This window comes from Streptomyces mobaraensis, assembly GCF_020099395.1.
Classification (GTDB): domain Bacteria; phylum Actinomycetota; class Actinomycetes; order Streptomycetales; family Streptomycetaceae; genus Streptomyces.
Genome location: NZ_CP083590.1, coordinates 7,479,414 through 7,500,800 on the forward strand (window position 1 = coordinate 7,479,414; position 21,387 = coordinate 7,500,800).

The 21,387-nt window shown below is 74.2% G+C and carries 16 protein-coding genes; 11 read left to right on the forward strand and 5 right to left on the reverse strand.

Features of this window, described 5'->3' with window-relative positions:
- The first annotated feature begins 184 nt into the window (after positions 1-184).
- Positions 185-481 (forward strand): hypothetical protein, encoded by a 297-nt coding sequence (locus tag K7I03_RS32840; RefSeq protein WP_185943093.1) that lies wholly within the window; start codon positions 185-187, stop codon positions 479-481.
- On the opposite strand, the gene K7I03_RS32845 is transcribed toward K7I03_RS32840, so the two are convergent.
- Positions 429-1,316, reverse strand: a complete 888-nt coding sequence (locus K7I03_RS32845) for a phosphotransferase family protein (protein WP_185943181.1) — start codon at positions 1,314-1,316, stop codon at positions 429-431. The two genes, K7I03_RS32840 and K7I03_RS32845, sit on opposite strands and share 53 nt — an antisense overlap.
- 62 nt (positions 1,317-1,378) lie before the next feature.
- The gene (locus tag K7I03_RS32850; protein ID WP_185943092.1) at positions 1,379-2,587 is read right to left on the reverse strand and encodes an alpha/beta hydrolase family protein; all 1,209 of its coding nucleotides are present in this window, start codon (positions 2,585-2,587) and stop codon (positions 1,379-1,381) included.
- A gap of 239 nt (positions 2,588-2,826) precedes the next feature.
- Between K7I03_RS32850 and K7I03_RS32855 the strand changes: the two genes are divergently transcribed.
- Both K7I03_RS32855 and K7I03_RS32860 read left to right on the forward strand, forming a co-directional pair.
- Positions 2,827-3,918, forward strand: coding sequence for an amidase domain-containing protein (locus K7I03_RS32855; RefSeq protein WP_185943180.1), 1,092 nt, complete (start codon positions 2,827-2,829; stop codon positions 3,916-3,918).
- Positions 3,919-4,161: 243 nt separating this feature from the next.
- Positions 4,162-5,427, forward strand: coding sequence for a polysaccharide deacetylase family protein (locus K7I03_RS32860; protein ID WP_185943091.1), 1,266 nt, complete (start codon positions 4,162-4,164; stop codon positions 5,425-5,427).
- A gap of 48 nt (positions 5,428-5,475) precedes the next feature.
- Here the strand turns inward: K7I03_RS32860 and K7I03_RS32865 are convergent, their stop codons facing one another.
- A complete protein-coding gene (locus K7I03_RS32865) occupies positions 5,476-7,566 on the reverse strand; it encodes a transglycosylase domain-containing protein (RefSeq protein ID WP_224347344.1) in 2,091 nt (696 codons plus the stop codon).
- Between the two features lie 330 nt (positions 7,567-7,896).
- Here K7I03_RS32865 and K7I03_RS32870 point away from each other — a divergent pair, with 330 nt between their 5' ends.
- On the forward strand, positions 7,897-11,274 hold the full coding sequence (locus tag K7I03_RS32870; protein WP_185943090.1) for a hypothetical protein: 3,378 nt from the start codon (positions 7,897-7,899) through the stop codon (positions 11,272-11,274).
- A gap of 463 nt (positions 11,275-11,737) precedes the next feature.
- Here the strand turns inward: K7I03_RS32870 and K7I03_RS32875 are convergent, their stop codons facing one another.
- Positions 11,738-13,171 carry an MFS transporter gene (locus tag K7I03_RS32875; RefSeq protein WP_185943089.1) on the reverse strand — a complete coding sequence of 478 codons (1,434 nt, stop codon included), beginning with the start codon at positions 13,169-13,171 and terminating at the stop codon, positions 11,738-11,740.
- 1,131 nt (positions 13,172-14,302) lie between these two features.
- On the opposite strand from K7I03_RS32875, the gene K7I03_RS32880 reads away from it, so the two are divergent.
- The 5 genes from K7I03_RS32880 (at position 14,303) to K7I03_RS32900 (ending at position 18,680) form a co-directional block, all read left to right on the forward strand.
- Positions 14,303-14,935: a dTDP-4-dehydrorhamnose 3,5-epimerase family protein gene (locus K7I03_RS32880; RefSeq protein ID WP_185943088.1), complete on the forward strand. Its 633-nt coding sequence runs from the start codon at positions 14,303-14,305 to the stop codon at positions 14,933-14,935.
- Positions 14,932-15,951, forward strand: coding sequence for an NAD-dependent epimerase/dehydratase family protein (locus K7I03_RS32885; protein WP_185943087.1), 1,020 nt, complete (start codon positions 14,932-14,934; stop codon positions 15,949-15,951). The genes K7I03_RS32880 and K7I03_RS32885 overlap by 4 nt, the downstream gene beginning before the upstream one ends.
- 172 nt (positions 15,952-16,123) lie before the next feature.
- A complete protein-coding gene (locus K7I03_RS32890) occupies positions 16,124-16,420 on the forward strand; it encodes a ferredoxin (RefSeq protein ID WP_185943086.1) in 297 nt (98 codons plus the stop codon).
- 57 nt (positions 16,421-16,477) lie between these two features.
- On the forward strand, positions 16,478-17,590 hold the full coding sequence (locus K7I03_RS32895) for a DegT/DnrJ/EryC1/StrS family aminotransferase (RefSeq protein WP_185943085.1): 1,113 nt from the start codon (positions 16,478-16,480) through the stop codon (positions 17,588-17,590).
- A gap of 220 nt (positions 17,591-17,810) precedes the next feature.
- Positions 17,811-18,680, forward strand: coding sequence for a YceI family protein (locus tag K7I03_RS32900; protein WP_185943084.1), 870 nt, complete (start codon positions 17,811-17,813; stop codon positions 18,678-18,680).
- Positions 18,681-18,710: 30 nt separating this feature from the next.
- Here the strand turns inward: K7I03_RS32900 and K7I03_RS32905 are convergent, their stop codons facing one another.
- On the reverse strand, positions 18,711-19,661 hold the full coding sequence (locus K7I03_RS32905) for an MBL fold metallo-hydrolase (RefSeq protein WP_185943083.1): 951 nt from the start codon (positions 19,659-19,661) through the stop codon (positions 18,711-18,713).
- A 114-nt stretch (positions 19,662-19,775) separates the two neighbouring features.
- Here K7I03_RS32905 and K7I03_RS32910 point away from each other — a divergent pair, with 114 nt between their 5' ends.
- Both K7I03_RS32910 and K7I03_RS32915 read left to right on the forward strand, forming a co-directional pair.
- Positions 19,776-20,006 carry a hypothetical protein gene (locus K7I03_RS32910; RefSeq protein WP_185943082.1) on the forward strand — a complete coding sequence of 77 codons (231 nt, stop codon included), beginning with the start codon at positions 19,776-19,778 and terminating at the stop codon, positions 20,004-20,006.
- Entirely contained in the window at positions 19,993-21,375 is a 1,383-nt protein-coding gene (locus tag K7I03_RS32915; RefSeq protein ID WP_185943081.1) for an amidase, read from the forward strand. Before K7I03_RS32910 ends, K7I03_RS32915 begins: the two co-directional genes overlap by 14 nt.
- Positions 21,376-21,387: the final 12 nt, after the last annotated feature.

Below are 21,387 nucleotides of genomic sequence, written 5' to 3' on the forward strand. Positions count from 1 at the left end.
AGGTCAGGTTGAGCCGAGTGTGGCCGGACTTCGCCGGGCGGCCCCGCCGCGCCTTCCCCGCAGCACCACCGCCACCGCCTTGCCTCCCCGGCGGCCCCGAGGGACGGTGGAAGGGACGTCCGCGCTTCCGGTCGGCGCGGAACCCGAGCGCCGGGCGCGGCACGCCAGGGCGAAGGAGAGCGCCATGCGTACTCTGCTCAGGGCCCGGCTGGACACCCACACGGCCAACGAGGCGGTCAGGAACGGCACCATGGGAGCGGCCATGCGGGACGTACTGGAACAGCTCCGCCCCGAAGCCGCCTACTTCACCTGCATGGACGGCGGGCGCACCTGCATCCTCGTCTTCGACATGCGGGAGTCCTCCGAGATGCCGGCGCTGCTGGAGCGGTTCTTCCTCGACATGGAGGCCGAGGTCGAGCTGCTCCCCGTCATGAACGCCGACGACCTGCGGGAGGGGCTCGACGCCCTGCCCCGGAAGTGACCTCGGTCGCGTCTCGGCGGCGACCGTATCCCCGGAGCCCGTCCGCCAGTTCCGCCGCGTCGCCGTCCCGGAGCGCGGACAGCGCCTGCTGGAGCGCGAAGGTCCCGCGGACCGCCGCCACCCGGCCGGCCGCACCGCACAGGGCGGGGCCGGCCGACGCCACCACGCGCCGCAGGAACGCGTCGCCGTACGAGGCGGCGACGGCGGCCAGGTCCACGGCCGGGTCGCCGATCGCGGCCTCGTCCCAGTCGACCACCCCGCGCAGTACGGGAAGCCCGTCCTCCGTCTCCCAGAGCACGTTCTCACCGCCCAGGTCGCCGTGGACCAGGGCACCCGACACGTACGGCAGCGCCTCGGCCGCCGCCAGCTCCCGCTCGGCCCGCGCCCGTCCGGCGGCGGACAGCAGCGGGAACAGCTCCGCGCGGACGTCGGACGCGAACCGCCGCCACTCGTCGCGGGGGGCCTCCGGCAGCTCCCCGCGCGGCCCCGGCTCCCGGCCCGCGCGGCCGAGCGCCGCCAGCAGCGCGGCGACCTGCCGGGCCGCGGCGTCGGAGGCCTCCGGCCGGGCGAGCGCGGACGGTTCCAGCGGCGCGCCCGGCACTCGGGTGAGCACCAGGTGGGCCGGCCCGCCGGTGCCGTCCTCGACGGAGAGCGGCGCCGGGACGGCGAACGGCAGACCCGCCCGGCCGACCGCCCGCAACACCGCCGCGCGGGCGGGGAGCCGGGCCGCCGCGTCCGGGGTGCGCGGGAAGCAGAGCACTCGCCGCGCGCCGACCAGCACGCGGTGGAACTGGCCTTCGCGCACGGCCGGTTCCACCCCGTCCTCGGCCGACAGCCGTGCCGTGAGCGCCGCTCGTTCACCGGCGGGACGGGCCGTCGTCACCTGTCACTCCCTCGTCAGGGCCGGTTGAACCGTACTTCCGGGTTGGCGCGCGTCGGGCCCGCGAGCAGCGGCTGCGGGATCCCCCGCAGGTGCCGGTCGAAGAAGGCGGCGACGTAGGAGCGGGTGATGTCCAGCGACCGCCGGCCGGAGAGGCCGGAGCCCGGGTACGGGGTCCCCGGCGGCAGGAGCTGGTCGCCGAGGAAGGGAAAGTCGGAGAACGAGAAGTGGTCCGCGCCGGCCACGGTCAGCCACCGCTTCCAGCCGTCCAGCCGGGGCCACGCCTCGTCCCAGGACGTGTCCTCACCGCCCGGGCGGTGGATCCCGTCGTCGGTGCCGAGCATCATGAACGGCCGGCCGCCGAGCCCGCCGGGGGGCACCGCCCCTTGGAAGGAGCCGTCCATATTGACGCCGGCCCGCACCCGGGGATCGGCCGCCATGACGGCCGCCGCGGTCGCGCCGCCGAGCGAGTGCCCGGCCATGCCGATTCGCTGACGGTCTATCAGATCGGCGTGCTTCCACGGCGAACGCGAACCCGTCAGCCGGTCCAGGACGAAGGAGGCGTCCTCGGCCCGGTTGACCACGGCCGCGTGGAAGTCCTTCTCGGTCCTGGCCTTCTCGCACGCCACGCAGGTCAGCATCCGGCCGCCGGGGAACAGCGTCCCCACGGACTCGTAGGCGTGGTCGATCGAGGCCACGACGTATCCCCGGCTCGCCAGGTCCTCGGCCAGGGCGGTGATGGTGTAGCGGGCGACGCTGAAGCCCGGGGAGAGCACTACCAGTGGATGGCGCCCGCCCACCGGGGACGTGTCGACGCGGCTGTGCGTGCGCGTCGCGGCGAACCGCTCCGGCGGTATGACCTTGTCCAGTTCGCGGTCTTTCAGGAGCAGGCGTGCCTCCTCCGTGGTGGCGTACGGGGCGGTCGGACCGGCCCCGGGGCGCGCCGGGTAGGTGATGTCGACCATCAGCTCGCGGCCGTCCGCCTCGGGGACCCAGAGGTCCTTGCGGCCGTGGTCGACGAGGTGCAGGGTCGAACGGCCCACGGCGTACGGGCCGGTGGGGTCCGGGAGCCGGGGCGCGGTGTTCGCCGCCGGGGGAGCGGCGGCGGGTGTCCCGGGGGCTTCCGTGGAGGCGGACGTGGAGGCGGAGGCGGCGGTGACGGTCGCGGCGAGGGGAAGCAGACAGGCGAGTGCGGCGGCCGAGGCCGCCCTGCGGAGTCTCGTCATGTCTGGACCATAGGTCACAAGGTCCCTCCGGGGCAGCGGTTTTCCGCCGCCCGCAGAGCCCCGGGGCGGCCCCGGCGGACGGGCCGTCACGGGCGGCCCGGAGCGGGCCGGGATGGATGCGGGGGCCAGCATTCCGGGCGTCGGGGGCTCGTGCGAAGATTCCGTGCCCGGTCCGTGTGGACCGGGTGACAAGGGGAAACTTCGTGAAACCAACCACTCTCAGAGCAGCCGTCGGAGCCGTGCTGGCCATGGCCGTGCCGGCGGTGCTGGTGCCCGCCTCCACCGCGAGCGCGGCGCCCAGGACCGGCGCGGTGGACAAGGCGACCGTCGCCTCCTTCGGCCGGGCCGCGGACACCCTGCTGACCGAGCGCACGTCGGCGCTGCTGGACTCGGTGAAGACGCCGCGCATAGCCACCCAGCTCGACCGCAAGGTGCGGCTGGCCGCGGCCGCGGCCAAGACGGAGCAGGCCGGGCTGACCACCCTCCAGGCGCGCAAGAAGCGGCTCGCCGGGCTCCATGAGGCGTACACCAAGGCGGACGTCCAGGTCGCCGTGGACGGGACCCGCTCCGCCGGCGGCCGGGCGGTCGTGCGGCTCACCGAGACCACCACGCTCACGTACAAGAAGGTCCGCGGCGACGAGCCGGTCACGACCGGCTTCAAGGCCCGGCACGAGGCCCGTTTCACCGCCCGCCCGGGCGGCACCTGGGAGCTCACGGCCCTGACGACCGACGACGACGGTCCGATCGCCATCAACGACCCCACGGTGCGGAAGCGCGTCGCCTCCCTCGGCCCCACGCCCAGCGCCCCCCGCGCCTCCACGGCGTGGACGAGCCAGTCGGTGCCCAAGCGCGCCAAGGCCGGCGTCGACTACGCGGCCATGGCCGCGTACACCGAGAAGTACTGGCGGAACTACAACCCGTCCTACCGGAAGTTCAACGACGCCGGCGGCGACTGCACCAACTTCCTCAGCCAGGCCCTGAAGGCCGGCGGCTGGAAGCCCGAGACCGGCCCGGCGGACGACTACCGCAAGTGGTGGTACGCCTCCTCCGGCCAGTCCGACAGCTGGGTCGGCGTCAACGAGTGGTCGTGGTACGCGCTCAACTCCAAGCGCGTCACCAGCCTGGCCAACGTCTACCAGCTCGAGGTCGGCGACGTCATGCAGATGGACTTCGACGCCGACGGGTCGAAGGACCACTCCATGATGGTGACGTACCGCAGCCGGTACGGCCTCCCGTACCTCACGTACCACTCCACCAACACCTACCGGAAGTCGGTGGCGAGCATCATCGCGTCCTACCCGGACGCGGTCTACTACGCCTACCGCACCTGACCGGTGCCGCCGCGCGGCGGGCGGGAACACCGCTCGCCGCGCGGCCGGGAGGCGGGCCCGGTCCGGTTTCCCCGGCCGGGCCCACCGGTTCCCGCGCCCTGACCATCCATGGATTACGACGCTTTTGATGGTGAATGTCCGAATGGAAACAGGGTGGGGGGAAGTTGGGGCAGTGGTCCCTGTGATACTGGGGCCGGAATGTGTGTTTTGGTGCCAGGGGGTACGAAGGTGTCGAAGAGGACCATGCAGCGTGCGACGGCCCTGGTCGCCGCGGCCACTGTCGCACTCGGCCTGTCGGGCTGCGACTCCGGAGGGGACTCCGGCGGGAAGGGCGGCGGAAAGGACTCCCCGGCGTCGCCCTCGCAGAGCGCGTCACAGGACTCCGCCTCCGCCCACAAGAGCCGGCCGCAGAACCGCCGCAAGCCGGAGGAGAAGTGGGACGGCAAGGTCAAGGTGCTCGGCGACGGCTCCACGTCCTACACCGGCCCCCAGCCGAAGCAGCCGAAGCCCGAGAAACTCAAGCCGGGGGAGAAGCCCCCGCAGTTCGTCGTCTTCTCCTGGGACGGCGCCCTGGAGGGCGACGACCACCTCTTCTCGCACTTCCGCGAGGTCGCCAAGGAGAACAACGCCACCATGACGTTCTTCCTCACCGGCACCTATCTGCTGCCCAAGTCCAAGGCGACCCTGTACAAGCCCCCGCAGCACAAGCCCGGCGAATCCGCCATCTCCTACGCGACGGACGCCCACATCCGGGACACCCTCCAGCAGCTCCGCGGGGCCTGGCTCGACGGCAACGAGATCGGCACGCACTTCAACGGCCACTTCTGCGGCAAGAAGGGCGGCGACGACTGGAGCGAGACGGAGTGGAAGAGCGAGATCGAGCAGGCGTACTCCTTCGTCCAGCACTGGAAGACCAACACCGGCTACAAGGACCTGCCGCCGCTCCCCTTCGACTACGAGAAGGAACTGGCCGGCGGCCGGGCGCCGTGCCTGGAGGGCCAGAAGAACCTGCTCAAGGCGGCGCGGCAGTTCGACTGGCGCTACGACGCCAGCTCGCCCGGCGACTTCCAGATATGGCCGTCCCAGATCGACGGCATATGGAACTTCCCGCTGCAACTGCTGCCGTACCCCAAGAGCGAGAAGCAGGTCCTGTCCATGGACTTCAACTTCCTCTACAACCAGTCCGGTGACAACACCAAGGGTGACCCGAAGAAATACGCGGAGTGGCGGAAACTGACCCGGGACGGCTACCTCAACGGCTTCGAGCGCGTCTACCACGGAAGCCGGGCGCCGCTGTTCATCGGCAACCACTTCGAGGACTGGAACGGCGGCATCTACATGAAGGCGATGGAGGACGTCGTGAAGTCCGTGTGCAAGCGCGACGGCGTCCGCTGCGTCTCCTTCAAGCAGGTGGCCGACTGGCTGGACGTCCAGGACCCCGACGTCCTGGCGCGGCTGCGCGGGCTCGACCCGGCGCAGTCCCCGGACTGGAAGTCGATCGTGAAGTAGACGTCGTATCCGGCCCGGCGCGGTCCTGAGACCGCCCCGGGCCCCCGCTCACGAGCGGCCGGTCATGTACCGCGTCCAGATGCCCAGCGGGACGGAGGCGGGGGACGGGCCACCGCCGCCCTTGGCCTTCCCCTTGTCCTTGCTCTTGTCGCCCTTGTCCTTGCCGTCCCCGCCGCCGTCCAGGGGCAGCAGCTCCTGGCTCTTCGGGTCGATGCGGGCGAGCGACACCGCGGTAGAGAGACCGCCCCGGTACCCCACGAACCAGGCCGACTTGGCGTCCTGCGCCGTGCCCGTCTTGCCCGCCGTGCCGGGCCCGGCGGCCTTCGCCGCGAGCGCGGTGCCGTGCCGGACGGCCTCCCGCAGCGCGTCGTCCACCGCCTTCGCCACGGGCGCCGGCAGCGCCTGCCGCGGCTTGGGCCGCTCCACGGGGACGTCCGCCCCGTTCCGGCGGAGACCGCTCACCGAATACGGGTCGGTGTGCCGGCCCTCGGCCGCGAAGGTGGCGTAGGCGTCGGCCATGCGGATGGCGCTGGGCGTCGAGGTGCCGAGCGAGAACGACGGCAGCTTCTCGCCGAGGCTGCTCTCCAGCAGCCCGGTTTCCACGCCCACCTTGCCGACCCGGTCCAGGCCGACGTCCATGCCCAGCTGCATCATCGAGGTGTTGACCGACTGGGCGACCGCGTTCTTCAACGTGATCTTGCCCCAGGACTTCCCGTTGTCGTTCTCGGCCTTGACGATCTTCCCCGAGCGGTCCCAGTAGGGGCCCTCCGGCGTCATGAGCGAGATCTTGTCGTCGCCGTCGTACAGCGTCGCCGGGGTGACGGGCGTACGCGGTTCGCCGCGCTCCCGCTGGACGCCGTCGCGCAGCGCCGCCGCGTAGACGAACGGAGTGAACGCGCTCCCGGCGGGCACCACCGAGGAGTTGGCGTCGTTGAAGCCCTGTTTCAGATAGCCCTCGCCGCCGTAGAGGGCGGTGATGCGCCCGTCGGTGGTCACCGAGGCCGCGCCGATGCGCAGGTCGCGGTCGGGGTGGTCCGGGTCCGGGCCGAGCGTGGCGCGGGCCTTGCTCACGGCCTTGGCCAGCGCCTCGACGCGACGCCGGTCGAAGGTGGTGTGGATCTGGTAGCCGCCGCGGGCGAAGTCCTGGTCGGAGACGTCGCTGTGCGCGCTCACGTACGCCCGCGCGGTCTCCACCAGGTAACCGGTCTGGCCCGCCAGCCCGCTGGGATGCGGCGGGGCGACGGGCTCGGGGAAGCGGGTGTACGAGGCCCGCTCCTTCTTGGAGAGCTTGCCGATGGCGACCATCCGGTCCAGGACCCAGTTCCAGCGCTCGACCGCGCGCTCGTGGTTCTTGGCGCTCACGGCGGGGTCGTAGAGCGCGGCCCCCTTGAGCAGCGAGGCGAGGAAGGCGCCCTCGCTCGCGTTCAGCTCCGAGACGTCCTTGTCGTAGTACGCGTGGGCGGCCCGCGCGATGCCGTAGGTGCCCCGCCCGTACCAGCTGGTGTTGAGGTACTGCTCCAGGATCTCGTCCTTGGACAGCTTGCGGTCGAGCTTGATGGCGATGAACATCTCGCTGAGCTTGCGCGAGAACGTCTGCTCCTGGTTCAGGTAGGCGTTCTTCACGTACTGCTGCGTGATGGTGGAGCCGCCCTGGGTGCTGCCGCCCGTGATCATCTTGGTGACGGCGCGGAGCATGCCGCTGGGGGAGACGCCGCTGTCGGAGTAGAACGTCTCGTTCTCGGCGGCCAGCGCCGCCCAGCGCACCTTCTCCGGGACCTTGCCGAGGGGCAGGTCCTGCCGGTTGACCTCGCCGGTGCGCGCCATCTCGGTGCCGTCGGCCCAGTAGTAGACGTTGTCCTGCTGGGTGGCGAAGGCGTTGAGGTCGGCGGGTATCTCCGTGCGCGCGTACATGATCGCCAGGAGGCCGGTGACGACGCCGACGCAGCTGAATATCAGCCCCAGGGTCTGCCGCCACGAGGGGACCCAGCGCCGCCAGCCCGACCGCCCCGGGCGCGGGTACGCCGGCCGCAACCACCGCCCGAGGCGGCGCGCGGTTCCCTGACGAGTGCCCAGCAGCCGGCGGAGGCCGGCGGGAGCGGCGGCTTTCCGGGCATGTGCCCCTTTACGACGTTCGATCACTGCTCGACCCTATGGGATGGAGTCCCAGGGATTTGTGCCGTTTCGTCGCGAAAACATCACGGTTCCCTGTGGGTTCCAGGGTTTTTCGCGAGTTTTCCGTGGTCGGAACGTGGTCGGAACGTGGTCGGGAAGGGAGCCGGGCGGAACGGCGTCCGCCGTTTCATCCCGGTACGAAGGTTACGCCTGCGACCGGATGACGCTCACGGGGGGCCGGGCGGTTCCCGGGACCACCGAGGAACGTGACGACCGTCGTGGGGGACCGGCCCCCGCCCCCCCCGGCCGTCCGTAATGCATTGGCCGAAAGCGGCCCTGACCAGGCACACTCCCGTCATGCTCCGCACCGCCGACACGCTGCTCGCCGCTCTCGACCCCCTCCCGCACCCCCACCGGCTGCGGCGGCTGGCGCTGACCGTGCCGGACCTGGCCGAGCGGGGCACGCTCACCGCGGTCCTGGACGACCTCGACGGCCGCGGCGCCTACGAGCGCCGCCTCGCGGCCCTGGCCGCCCTGGCCGGCCGGCAGGAGCACTTCCTCGCGGCCCGCCTCGCCGACCCCGACCCCGTCGTCGCCGGGTACGCGCTCCGGGGCGCCCGAACCCTCCCGCTGCCGGACGCCGCGATCGAGACGGCGTACGAGGACGCGTCCGCCGCGACCCGCGACCGGATCGCCCGCTTCCTGTGGGCCGGAGACCGCCCGGGCCTCACCGAACGGCTCGTGACCCGCCTCCGCGCGCAAGGGGACGTCACGGAAGCGGCCCGGCTGCTCCCCGGCTGCTCGGGGCCGTTCGTGACCACCGCGCTGCCCGGCCTCGCGCACGCCGTCACGTCACCGGTGCGCCTGGCCCGCCGCCACCCCGGCCCCTTCCTCGACCAGGCCGAACGGGACCTCGCCGAGCGGCCCCCGGGCGTGGAGCGCACCGACTGGTGGCAGCGGCACGCCGGCGCCCTGGCCGTCGTCACAGCCACCCACCCGGAGCGGGTGCTCACCCTGCTGGAACGCCACGGCCCCGGCACCCTGCCCGACTGCCTCCGCCGGTCCGCGGCCGCCCTCGTCGCCGCGGACGCCGAGCGCTTCGTCCGCTGGCTCGTCGCACCGGAGCGGGACCACCCGCGCTACGAACCCCACCTGCCGTCCGGCGCGTTCCGCGCGCTGGTGCGGGCCGACCCGCCGTCCCTCCCCCTGCTGGGCCGTCACTGGCTGAGGAGCGCACCGCACCTGACGGCCCTGGTCAAGGCGGTGCCGCCGGGCCGCCGCGCCGCGTTCCTCGACGAGGTGACGGCGGCCGACGAGCCCGGCCGGGCGCCCCTCGGCGACCTCGCCCTCCTCCCGCGCGAGCGCCGCTGGGCCGAGGTCCGCGGCTCCCTCGCCGAGCCCGACGCCGAGCAGATGTTCTGGCTCGACCTGCTGGACACCCGCGCGCACGGCCCCTTCGACGAGGCGAGGCCCCACCTGCTCGCCGCGCTCGACCGCCCCGACGCGGGCGACCGCGCCGCCGTCTGGCCGCTGCTGGTCGCCTGCGCGGGACGCGACGGAGGACGGGCCGCGGTGGCGGAGGTACTGGAGCTGATGACGCGGCGGCTGCGCAACGAACGGGACCCCGTACGCGCCGACGCCCTCGGCGCCCTCGCCGGCCTGAACCCCGCCCGGTTCGCCGCCGAGGACATCGGGCCGCTCGACCGGATCCTGCTGGACGCCCTCGGCGCCCGTGACGCCTCGGCCGCCACCCGGGACGCACTGCGCCGGCTCGCCGCCGGCCTGCTCGTCGCGCACGGCACGGGCGAGGGTGCCCAGCCGGCCCTCCCGCAGTGGGCGCTGCACGCTCTGGAGCGCATCACCGGACACATGGGCGACCGCGACTTCGGGCCGCTGCACCGCACCCTGCGGCGCGGCCAGGAGCACCGGCTGTTCGAGGTGCTGCGCCCCTGGCTGGAAGCCGCCCACGAAAAGGCGGACCACCGGCTGCTGTTCGCGTTCACCACCGCCCTCGGGCGGCGGGCCCACCGGATGTCCGCGCTCCAGCGCATGCTGGAGGACGCCCTCGGCACCGCTGACGACGAGGAGTTCCGGACGGCGGTCCGGCTGTGGCTGGAACCGCCCGCGACGCGCGACGAACGCGTCGCCCGCGTCCTGGAACGCGAGCCCTCCGCCGCCGCCCTCCCGCCCGTCCTGGAGGCCCTCGCCGCGCGCCGGACGGACCTGCTCGACACCCTCCTCGGCGACCGGCCGCCGTACGGGCGCTTCCTGCCACCGGGCGCCGACCGCCCCCTGCCCGGACCGCGCCACGGCGACCGGCTGCTGCCCCGGCAGCAGGAGGCGGTCGTCCGGGTGGCGCGCGCGGTCGTCACGGACGCGTCCCGGCCGCTGCCCGAGCGCGCCGCCGCCCTGCACGCGGTCGCCGGACTGCCCGCCGGGCACCGGCTGGCCCTTGACCAACTGGGGGCGCCGGACGTGCTCTTGGCGGAGGCCGCGCTGGCCGCGCTGCCCCGCGCCGGCCGGCCCGCCGAGGTGCTCGGCACCCTGCTCGGCCACGCGGGCGGCGACCGCGCCCGGGTGGCCGTGTACGCGGCCGGGCACGCCGCACGGTCCGTCGCGCCGTCCGAACTGGCCCGCCAACTGGAGGACGTGCTCCTCCGGCAGCCGGGCGCCAAGGTGACCAGCCGCAAGGAGGCCGTCCGGCTCGCGGCCCGGCTGCTCCCGGCGCCACGCGCCGCGGCACTGCTCGCCGCGGCCTACCGGATACCGGACCAGCACCCCGACGTCCGGGCCGCGGTCGTCGCCTCGGCGGTACCTCTGGTGGGCGCCCCCGATCTGAGGGCCGTGCTCGACGACGCGAGCCGTGGGCTGCCGCGCGTCCAGCGGGCGCTCCTGATGCCCAACCCCTGGCACCTGGCCGCGGAACACCGGCCCCGGTACGCCCGGCTGGTCGCCGAGGTGTGTTCCACGACGGACCCCGAGGTGCGCGAGGAGGCGCTCGACCGCCTCGCGGCCTGGGCCCCGTACGCCCCGGAGGCCGCCACCGTTCTCGGCCGCACCGTCACCGACCTCGATGTCCGCGTCGGCTGGCGCGAGGCGGCCCGGGCACTCGGGTCCCTGGCCATCTCCGGAGCGCCCCACCCCGTCGGAGGCGCCGCACCGGGCAGCCTGTTCCACGACACGATCGCCGACCTTCTCACCGCCGTCCGGAGAGCCGAGTACGACGCCAGGCCGGATCGTGACCGTCCAGCCAGTCAACGCCTGCGCTGGCTGCTGCTGAGGCTGCCCCACCGCGTCGACCCCGGCACCGTCCCCGTCCTTGAGGCGGTGGCCGACCAACTGGCGGACGAACCGTCGGTCGCCGAGCACCGTGCCGGCCTGCTGCGCTCTCTGATCCTCCCGGATCAGGAACTCGGCGTCCTCCGCGCCCGGTTGTCCGCGCTGGCCGACGCGCTCCGGGGGCGCCCCGGGCTCGCCTGCCGCACGGCCGAGTACCTGGAGCGCCAGGTGGCCGGAGCGACGCCGCCGGACCCCGCGGCCGTCCTGGCCGCGGCGCGGCACACGGCCGCCGCCGACGGCGTGCCGGGCGGGCTGCTGGCCGTCGCCCTGGTGGCCGCCCAGGGGCGGCGGCTGGGGTGGCCGGAGGAGTGGCGCGTCCTGCTGCGCGAACTGCGACGGCACGAGGACGGGGACGTGCGCGCGGCGGCGCTGGAGGCCGTGGTGCACTACGAGTGATGCCCGGCGGGGGGCGACGGCGGTCCGGCACGGCTGAACGGAGCAGCGGGTCCTGGCGTACCGAGCGGCCGGAGCCTCGGCCGGTGCGGATCCGACGGCTGCCGGACGCATGGTGGTGAGCGGGGTGGGTGACGGGTCGGCTCCGGGCTGGCGGTGGAGTGTGGGTGGGTCGCGGCGCGTCGGTCCGGAACGTGATCGGTGTCGGGTCCGGCGGTCGCCATACCGGCCCGCGGGGTTCGGCGGCCCGGGTGCGCGCGGAGAGGGGGCGCCCGGTGGTTGGTGCCGGGCGCGGGGCGGTGCCCGCCGGCCCTGTCGTGTCGGGTTGGGGACTTGAGCGGTGCCGCCGTGCCGGGTTGGGGACTTGAGCGGTGCCGTCGTGCCGGGTTGGGGACTTGAGCGGTGCCGTCGTGCCGGGTCGGGGACTTGAGCGGTGCCGCCCGGCAGCCCCGCACCGGCCCGCGACTCAGTGGCCGACCGGCGGCGCGGGTGCCGTCGCGCTCTCCGCCTCGCCCGCCGTGTCGCGCCGTACGACCAGCAGCGCGCACGCGGCCGCGGCCGCCGTCGCGGCGACGGCGAGGGCGTAGCGGGCGCCCGTGGGGGAGTCGGTGAGGCCCCAGGTGGCGGAGGCCAGGGCGGGGCCGAAGGTGAAGCCGAGGTTGCGGGAGAGCTGGACGGCGGAGCCGGCCGTTCCGGCGGCCCTCGGGGGTGCCGCGTTCATCACCAGGGCCTGCGTGGGCCCGCCGTACAGGCCCATGCCGGCGCCGGCTATGGCGAGCCGCCAGACGATGTCGCCCGTGGACCAGTCGTGGTCGCCGAGAAGGGTGAGCAGGAAGAGGCCGAGGGTGGTGAGGGCGGCACCGGCGACGGCGGTCGGCCGGTGCCCGTACCGGTCGGCGAGGCGTCCGCCCAAGGGCCCGGCCACGCCCATGGCGAGCGGGAACGCGAGGACGGTCAGGCCGGTGGCCGTCGCCGACAGCCCGCTGTCGTCCTGCAACCGCAGGGCGACGACGTAGTGCATGGCGCCGAAACCGCAGGCGAGCGCGAACACCGCCCCGTAGACGCCCTGCGTACCCGAGGCACGGACCACGTCCACCACCGGCCGGGCGCCCGGCCCGCGCAGCCACCGCACCGCGGGCGGCAGCCCGGCGAGCGCCAGCAGGAGCCAGGCGGGGGAGGACGGGGCGAGGGTCAGGGCCAGCAGCAGCGCGGTGATCGCGCTGCCGACGAGCGCGGCGTCGGCCAGCAGCCGGCGGTCCGGCGCGACCAGGCGACCCCGGGCGGGCAGCGCGCGGCGCGCCACCAGCAGGGCCGCGAGGCAGAACGGCAGCTTGACGAGGAACACCGCGCGCCACCCGAAGGCGTCGAGCAGGACACCGCCCACGGCAGGCCCGGTGACGGCGCCGAGGGGGCCCAGGGTCGCCGGGACGCTCATGGCCCGGCCGCGCAGGTGCGGCGGTACGGACCGGGCCGCCAGGACGGGCATGAGGACGAACAGTACGGCGGCGAACGCCCCTTGGAGCACGCGCGCCGTGGCCAGCATCGGCATCCAGGGCGACGCCGCGGAGAGCAGGCCGCACAGGGCGAACCCGGACGTGGCCGTCAGGACCGCGGGACGCAGCCCCGTGCCCGTCCCGCCGCCGCTCAGGTCCAGCCAGCGCCCGGCGGGCAACAGAAGGGCCACGACGGCCAGTTGGTAGCCGAGTACCGTCCACTGCGCCATGGAGGGGGAGACCCGGAGGTCGTGCGCGATGTCGGCCAGCGAGACGTTGACGATGTTCATGTCGAGCATGGCCACGAACGACAGTACCCCGGCGATGCCGACCAGCACCCACCGGGGCCGTTCGTCCTCGGCCGGGCGCCGTGTGCCCTCCGGCAGTTCCTCCGTACCGTGCCGCATCGTTTCCCCTCCGAGGCCGTGAGGCCGCCGTTGACCGGTTCCGGGTGTCGAGGGCGCTCGCACCCGTGCACCGCCACCGGCGCGGCCCGCGCCCCGGTGGTCGGACGATCGCGCGGTGGCTCCCCGATCCGGACCGAACTCCTTGGGCTCACGGCCTCGTCGGGGAAGGACACCGCCCCGAGGAAGTCGGCCGGAGGAGCGTGCTGGTTCCCGGCAGGCGATGGGAAGCGGCCCCGGCCCGCGCGGCGTCCGGCCGGCGGCCGACGCCGCCGGAGGCCCCCGCTCCCTCCCGAAGGCCAGCATGGCACGGCCGGACGCGCCCGCGGACGTCCGGATACGGCCGCTTCCCGCGCCGCCTCCGCCCTCGCTTCCGTCCCGCCCCGGGTGTCCCCGGAGCACGGCGGGCCCACAGGCGGAGCGGAGGCCGAAGGCCGGTTCCGGGTCTTGCTTTTCGGCCGCCCGGCACGTTGGTTGTGCTTGTCGCGGGTGCCGGTGGGGAAGGCCGATGCCGGAAGCGCCCCGCGACGGCACACGGCCCCGGCCGCCGCCGTCGCACCGGTGACCGTTCAACCGTGGTGACTGCGCGGTTGAACACCGGCCGCCCCGGCCCGCACCGGATCTCTCGGCAGGTCACCGTACCGTCCCCGGCCCGTCCGCCGCGGGCGGGGCCGGGTACGGGACCACGCCCGGGAGCGAGGCGCGCGCGGTGGACGGACGAGCTCCGGGCTCGAACGCCGCTTTCCTTGAACGGCCCCGAAGGCGCATCGTTTCGGTGACCGGGCGGCGGGGAGTCCCCGCCCCCTGCCCCGGCACCGGTTCACCGAGAACCGGCCACGGAGCGCCGTCCCGCCGTCGGCTCTCTCCCGTCCGTTCTCCCCGTTCCCGTTCTCCCCATCCGTTCTCCCTTCCGTTCTCCCGGTTCCGTCGACGACCGCCGCCGGGCCGGACCGTGGAGGTGACCGCCGGTGCCCGACGAGGACGCGGGCCCGCCGCCCGCGCGTACACACCGGCGCGCACCCCGACGCGGCACCGGACCGCCCGCCGCCCGGGCCCCGGCCAGCACCGCGGCCCCGGCCTCCACGGCCGCCGTCGGCTCCCCCACGGCACCCACCCCTACCGAAAGGCCCCTTCATGGACGTACGTGAACTGAGGATCGCCGGCGCCTTTCACTGCGTCCCGGACAACTTCCCCGACGAGCGCGGCCACCTCGCCTCGCCCTTCCAGGAGGAGCCCTTCGTCAAGGCCACCGGGCACGGCCTGTTCCCCGTCCGGCAGACAAACCACAGCCGTTCGCGGCGCGGGGTCGTCCGGGGCGTCCACTACACCACGACCCCGCCGGGAGGGGCCAAGTACGTCCACTGCTCCCAGGGCAGGGCGCTGGACATCGCGGTGGACCTACGCGTCGGATCCCCCACCTTCGGGGTGTGGGAGTCGGTGGTGCTCACCGCCGAACACCCCAGCGCCGTCTACCTGCCCGTAGGGCTCGGCCACGCCTTCGTCGCCCTGGAGGACACGGTCATGACGTACCTCCTCTCCGTCCCCTACACCGCCGCCCACGAACAGGCCGTCTCCATCCACGACCCGGCGCTGAACCTCCCCGTTCCCACCGAGGACGCCATCCTGTCCGAACGCGACCGCGTCGCCCTCACCCTGGACGAGTCCGCCGCGCGGGGCATGCTGCCGGACTACCGGGAGTCGCTGGAGATCGAGGCCGCCCTCTACGGCGGGTACCCGGGCGCGAGCCGGGAAGGGAGCGGCGCGTGAACACCCCGGACGACAAGCGCCCGTTGGTGACCGTGCTCGGCGCCTCCGGGTTCATCGGCTCCGCCGTCGCGGCCGAGTTCGTCCGGCGGCCGGTCCGGCTGCGCCTCGTCACCCGGGGCCACCGCCCGCCGGCCGCCGTCGCCGACGCCAAGGACGTCGAACTGCGCACCGCCGACGCCACCGACCCGGCGGCCCTCGCGGCCGCGGTCGACGGCTCCGACGTCGTCGTCCACCTGCTGGCCGACCTGTCCGGCGACATCAACTGGCGGGGCGCGGACCCGGTCGCCGAGCGCGTCAACGTCGGCACCATGCGGCACCTCACGGACGTCCTCCGCCCGGGCCCCGGCGGCCGCCCGGCCACCGTGATCTACGCCGGGGCGGCCAGCCAGGTCGGCCTGTCCGCCGCCCCGCGCATCGACGGCTCCGAGCCCGACGAGCCGCAGGGCGCCTACGACCGGCAGAAACTCGCCGCCCAACGGCTGCTGGAGCAGGCGACCCGGGCCGGCGACGTCCACGGGATCACCCTGCGCCTGCCCACCGTCATCGGCTGCGCGCCCGGCCGCACCACCTCCAAGGGCGTCGTCGCGGCCATGACCAAACGGGCGTTGGCCGGCGAGCCCATCACCATGTGGCACGACGGCTCCGTCCTCCGCGACCTGCTGCACGTCGACGACGTCGCCCGGGCCTTCGCGGCGGCCCTCGACCACGGGCACGAACTGGTCGGCCGGCACTGGCTGATCGGCAGCGGCCACGGCGAACCGCTGGGCGCCGTCTTCCGCCGGATCGCCGACCTCGTCGCGGACCGCACCGGCCGGCCGCCCGTCCCCGTCCTCACCGTCGACCCGCCCGAGTACGCCGAACTGGCCGACTTCCACAGCGTCGAGATCGACGCGTCCGCGTTCCGCGGCGTCACCGGATGGCAGCCGCGCCTGACGCTGGACCAGGCGCTGGAACGCACGGTGGACGCCCTCTACCGGCACACCGTCGAGGCGCCGGACCCTGAACCACGGCCTTGAGTCGCGGACATGAACCACGGCTCTGGGAACCGGACTTGAATCACAGCCTTGAGCCACAGCCCTGAACTACGGCGTCGGACCACGGCCCCGCACCGCGTCCCCGAACCGCGGTTCCGGCCCGTCGGGCCCGAGCCCGCACCACCGCCCCGCCGCCCGCCCCGAGGAGAAGAGAATGCCCGAGCCCCGCACCGCGCCCGACGCCCGGCCACAGGACGGTCCCGCGGCCCCCGGACCGGCCGCCACCGCCGGCCGGTGGCGCATCGAGGTGGACCGGAACGTCTGCGCCGGCACCGGTCTGTGCCTGGGGACCGCCTCCCGGCACATGCGCCTGGACAACGGCAGGGCCCGGCCGGTCGAGGAGGTCGTCGACCCCGACCCCAGCGTGACCGACGCCGCCGACACCTGCCCGATGGAGGCCATCACCGTACGCGACGCCGCGACGGGTGAAGTCCTCGCACCGGAGCGGTAGTCCAGCGGCCCCACTGCTTCATCCGATTGTCCGTCTTCGACCCGAGGTGGGATGTGCATGAGCGTGCTGGTATGGGCCTACGGCGATGAGTACGAGGCCGAACGCGCGGAGATCCTCGACGCCGTGGACACGGTGTTCTCCTCCGGACGCCTGGTGCTGGGGCCCAGCGTGCGGGACTTCGAGACCGAGTTCGCCGCCTACCACGGCATCGCCCACTGCGTCGGCGTCGACAACGGGACGAACGCGGTGAAGCTCGCCCTCCAGGCGCTGGGGATCGGCCCCGGCGACGAGGTGATCACCGTGTCCAACACGGCCGCGCCCACCGTCGTCGCCATCGCCGGCACCGGCGCGGACGTGCGGTTCGTCGACATCGACCCGGCGACCTACCTCATGGACCCGGCGGCCCTGGCCGCCGCCGTGACCCCCCGCACCCGCTGCGTCGTCCCGGTCCACCTGTACGGCCAGTGCGCCGCCATGGAGGAGATCGGGGAGGTCGCCCGCGCCCACGCACTGGCGGTCGTGGAGGACTGCGCCCAGGCCCACGGCGCCCACCGGAACGGCACGCCCGCCGGCACGCTCGGGGACGCCGCCGCCTACTCCTTCTACCCGACCAAGGTGCTCGGCGCCTACGGCGACGGAGGGGCCGTCCTCACCGGCCGCGCGGACGTCGACCGCGCGCTGCGGCGGCTGCGCTACTACGGCATGGAGGAGCGCTACTTCGTCGAGACCCTCCCCGCCCACAACAGCCGGCTCGACGAGGTGCAGGCCGAGATCCTGCGCCGCAAACTGCGCCGGCTCGACGACTACATCGCCGCCCGGCGCGCCGTCGCCGACCGCTACCAGGAGGCCCTGAAGGACACCTCGCTCACCCTGCCCCACATCGCCCCCGGGAACGACCACGTCTACTACCTCTACGTCGCCCGCCACCCCCGGCGCGACCTCATCCTGGAGCGCCTGCGCGCCCACGACATCGAGCTGAACGTCAGCTACCGCTGGCCCGTCCACACCATGAAGGGCTTCGCCGGCACCCCCGCCGCCGACGCCCACCTCCCCGTCACGGAGCGGTGCGCGGAGGAGATCTTCTCGCTGCCCATGTACCCGTCGCTGCGCCGGGACGTCCAGGAGCGGGTGATCGAGGCCCTGCTCAAGGTGCTGTCCAGCGTGGACTGACGGGGGTGTGGGGACGTGGGACGTCATACCGGCCGGGCCGGCCGGTATCCGGGGGATCGAGCCCGATAGGGCTTGTTGCGCCGGATGATGCCCCGTGGGCGTGATGGCCGCCACTGTTACCGATGGTACGGATGGTGCCTGATGGGTCGTTTTGCGCTGGTGTGGCTTGATGTGGTGGTGTTGGGAGCTGTTGTTGTGTTGAGGGGAAGGTGTGGCGGGGATGGCTCTCGTGCTGTTGCGCCGTTGGAAGGGTTCGTCGGGGCAGGGGGGCGTCCGGCTCCCGGAGGGCGCGGGAGGGCTGGAGTGCCAGGTGCTGGATCCCGTGCAACTGCCGCTGTACCGCGCGGACGTGTCGGTCCGCGACGCGTCCGGCCGGGAGGTGCTGACCGGCCAGACGGACCCGCACGGCCGGTTCACGGCCACCCTGGCGCCGGGTGACTACGTCCTCGCGGTGACGTGCGAGGGGTTCCGCCCGGTCCGCCGCCCCTTCACCTGTACCGCCGGCGCCCACGCCACCGTCGAACCGGTCGCGATGGAGCCGGCCCCCGCGCCGGCCCTGCCCACCCCGGGCGCCTGGCGCATCGACCCGGACCACACCGCCGTCCGCTTCGCCGCCCGCCATATCGGCCTCTCCCAAGTGCACGGCCGCTTCAACGGGTTCGAGGGGACCCTGTGGGTCGGCGAGCGCATGGAGGAGTCGCGCCTGGACGTGGTGATCGAGACGGCCAGCATCGACACCGGCGTCCGGCAGCGGGACGAGCATCTGCGCTCGGCCGAGTTCCTGGGCGTCGCCCAGTACCCGTACATGCAGTTCACCAGCGACCGCTTCGTCCACCGCGGCGGTCCCCGCTGGTCCGTCCAGGGCGTGCTGAACCTGCACGGCGTCAGCCGCAACGTCGCCCTCGACACCCGATACCTGGGCATCGGCACCGGCATCATGGGGGAGACCCGCGCCGCCTGCTCGGCCGTGACCGAACTCCACCGCGAGGACTTCACGCTGAACTGGAAGTCGATGATCCAGCGTGGCATCGCGATGATCGGCGCGACGATCCGGGTGGAGCTCGACATCCAGGCGGTGCCGCAGTCCTGAGCCCTGGGCCGGCCTCGCCCCGGCCGGTTCTCAGGACACCGGCACGAGCCGGAACCCGTCCCCCTCGGCGGTGACGCGGCCCGCCGTCGGCGGCGGGAAGTGCGTGCCCAGCAGCAGCGTGTCCGTGCCGGCGAGGGAGGCGAGGAGGCCGCGGCGGGTGCGGACGGCCCGGGCGGGATCGGTGTCCACACAGCTGGTGATGCCGGGTCGGGCCAGCTGGACGGGGTGGTGGACGCAGTCGCCGGTGATGACGGCCGACCCTCCGGAGGCGCGGAGTTCGACGGCGACGTGACCCGGCGTGTGCCCGGGCGTCGGGAGCAGCCGGAGGCCGGGGGCCAGCTCGGCGGGGCCGCCGTCGTGGACGTCGACGAGGTCGAGGAGCCCGGCGTCCCGGACCGGGTCGACGGAGTCGCGGAACATCTGCCGGCGGCTCTCCTCCATGGTGTCGGCCTGCCCGGCCCAGTGGTCCCACTCCGTACGCGAGGTGACGTAGCGGGCGTTGGGGAAGGTGGGCACCCACGAACCGTCGCCGGCGGCGCGGGTGTTCCAGCCGACGTGGTCGGTGTGCAGATGGGTCAGGACGACCAGGTCGACGGATTCGGGCGGGAACCCCGCCGCCGTGAGCCGGCCGAGGTAGCCGGTGTCCAGGTGGTGCCAGGCCGGGTTGGCGCGGGTCTTGCCGTTGCCGATGCCGGTGTCGACGAGCACGCGCCTGCCCCCCGCCTCGAAGGCGAAGGTGTGGCTGGCGAGCAGGGGAGCGTGGTCGGACGTGGTGAAGTCGGGGCGCAGCCACGGCACTTCGGCCACGACGTCCCGGGTGGCGTCCGGCAGCAGCCACGCACCGGTCTCCGGCGGGAGGGCGATCTCGTCGACACGGTGGACGCGGACGTCGCCGACTTGCCACGACGTGCGGACGGCCGTTTGAGGGGGCGGTTCGGGGGCCTGAGGGGACGGCTCGGGGGCAGGATCGGGGCGGAGCATGGGCGCGGGTCCTCTCCGGCGGTAAAGGCGGAATCTTTGCGTTTAGTGGAGCCTAGGGCCTAGGGTGCTGCTAACGCAAAGATTCTGCTTTTACATGGAAGGTGGAGGCACGTCATGACCACACCGGACCCGGGCCCGCCCGAGACGGCCGGCCGGACCGCCGCCGTGGCGGCCACGGCCGACCACGTCCTGTCCGTCCTCGGCGCCCTGCGCGGACTCGATCTCGACGGCGTCCGGCCCGCGGCGGAGTACCGGCCGGACGGGGTCGCGTACCGGCCGGCCGCCGCCGACCGCTCTCCGCACGCCCGCCCCCTGGAAGGAGAGCGCGCCGATGCGGCCGTATGAGCTGACGCTCGCCGAGGCGGCCGACGCCGTCGCGGCCGGGGACCTCTCGCCGGTGGAGCTCACCGACTCCGTCCTCGCCCGGATCGAGGCCGTCGAGCCGGATCTGAACGCCTACGCCGAGGTCCTCGCCGACGCCGCGCGCCGGGCCGCCGCCCGCGCGGAGGGCGAACTCGCCGCCGGGCGGCGGCGCGGGCCGCTGCACGGCGTGCCGATGGCGCTCAAAGACCTCATCGACGTGGCCGGCGTGCCCACCAGGGCGGGCTCCCGGGTCCGCGAGCACCACACGGCGCTCCGGGACAGCACCGTCGCCGCGCGCCTGGCGGAGGCCGGGGCGGTGCTGCTGGGCAAGGCCCACACGCACGAGTTCGCCTACGGGCTGACCACCCCGCAGACCCACAACGCCTGGGCGCCGGGCCGGGTGGCGGGCGGTTCCAGCGGCGGCTCGGCGGTGGCCGTCGCGGCCGGCGCGGCCACCTTCGCGCTGGGCACGGACACCGGCGGCTCCGTCCGCGTCCCCGCCGCGCTGAACGGCGTCGTCGGCCTCAAGCCCACGTACGGGCTCGTCCCCGTCGACGGGGTGGTCCCGCTCTCCTGGTCGCTGGACCACGTCGGCACCCTGACCCGTACCAGCCGGGACGCCGGACTGGTCCTCGCGGCCCTGACGGGACGTCAGACCGTCGAGTGGCGGCCCGACTTCGGCTCCCTGCGCGTCGGCGTCCCGGGCAACCACTACTTCGACCGGGTGGACCCCGCCGTGGAGGAGACGGTCCGCGCGGCGATCGAGCGGCTACGGGACCTCGGGGCGCGCCTCGTCGACGTCGAGATCCCCCTCGCCGAGCACGTCAAGGCCACGCAGTGGGGGCTGATGGTGCCCGAGGCGAGCGCGGTGCACGAGGAGACCCTCCGCTCGTCCCCCGAGCTGTACGGCGCCGACGTCCACCCGCTGCTGGAGGCCGGGCGGCTCGTCCCGGCCGGCGACTACCTGCGCGCCCAGCGCGCCCGCACCCTCATGCGGCAGGAGTGGGAGCGCCTCTTCGACGCCGTGGACGTCGTCGCCGCGCCGACCGTCCCGCTCACCGCCGTCCCCCGGGACACGGAGACCGTGAGCTGGCCCGACGGCACCACCGAGACCGTCGCCGACGCCTACGTCCGGCTGTGCGCCCCGGCGAACATCACCGGTCTGCCGGCCCTCTCCCTCCCGGTCGGGCTCGACGGGGCGGGGCTGCCGGTCGGCATGCAGCTCATCGGACGGCCGTTCGACGAGGCGACCCTCCTCGGCGTCGGTCACGCCCTGGAGCGAACCGAGGCCGTACCGGGCAGGCCGGGCCTGGCGCCGGACCGTGCCGCCGCCCAGCTCATCGCGCAATGAAGTCGCGTTAAG

What these genes read in the sequence shown, in the direction of transcription:
- K7I03_RS32840 (WP_185943093.1), top strand. Translation starts at nt 185, where the DNA reads ATGCGTACTCTGCTCAGGGCCCGGCTGGACACCCACACGGCCAACGAG.
- K7I03_RS32850 (WP_185943092.1), bottom strand. Translation starts at nt 2,587, where the DNA reads ATGACGAGACTCCGCAGGGCGGCCTCGGCCGCCGCACTCGCCTGTCTG.
- K7I03_RS32860 (WP_185943091.1), top strand. Translation starts at nt 4,162, where the DNA reads ATGCAGCGTGCGACGGCCCTGGTCGCCGCGGCCACTGTCGCACTCGGC.
- K7I03_RS32870 (WP_185943090.1), top strand. Translation starts at nt 7,897, where the DNA reads ATGCTCCGCACCGCCGACACGCTGCTCGCCGCTCTCGACCCCCTCCCG.
- K7I03_RS32875 (WP_185943089.1), bottom strand. Translation starts at nt 13,171, where the DNA reads ATGCGGCACGGTACGGAGGAACTGCCGGAGGGCACACGGCGCCCGGCC.
- K7I03_RS32880 (WP_185943088.1), top strand. Translation starts at nt 14,303, where the DNA reads ATGGACGTACGTGAACTGAGGATCGCCGGCGCCTTTCACTGCGTCCCG.
- K7I03_RS32890 (WP_185943086.1), top strand. Translation starts at nt 16,124, where the DNA reads ATGCCCGAGCCCCGCACCGCGCCCGACGCCCGGCCACAGGACGGTCCC.
- K7I03_RS32895 (WP_185943085.1), top strand. Translation starts at nt 16,478, where the DNA reads ATGAGCGTGCTGGTATGGGCCTACGGCGATGAGTACGAGGCCGAACGC.
- K7I03_RS32900 (WP_185943084.1), top strand. Translation starts at nt 17,811, where the DNA reads ATGGCTCTCGTGCTGTTGCGCCGTTGGAAGGGTTCGTCGGGGCAGGGG.
- K7I03_RS32905 (WP_185943083.1), bottom strand. Translation starts at nt 19,661, where the DNA reads ATGCTCCGCCCCGATCCTGCCCCCGAGCCGTCCCCTCAGGCCCCCGAA.
- K7I03_RS32910 (WP_185943082.1), top strand. Translation starts at nt 19,776, where the DNA reads ATGACCACACCGGACCCGGGCCCGCCCGAGACGGCCGGCCGGACCGCC.
- K7I03_RS32915 (WP_185943081.1), top strand. Translation starts at nt 19,993, where the DNA reads ATGCGGCCGTATGAGCTGACGCTCGCCGAGGCGGCCGACGCCGTCGCG.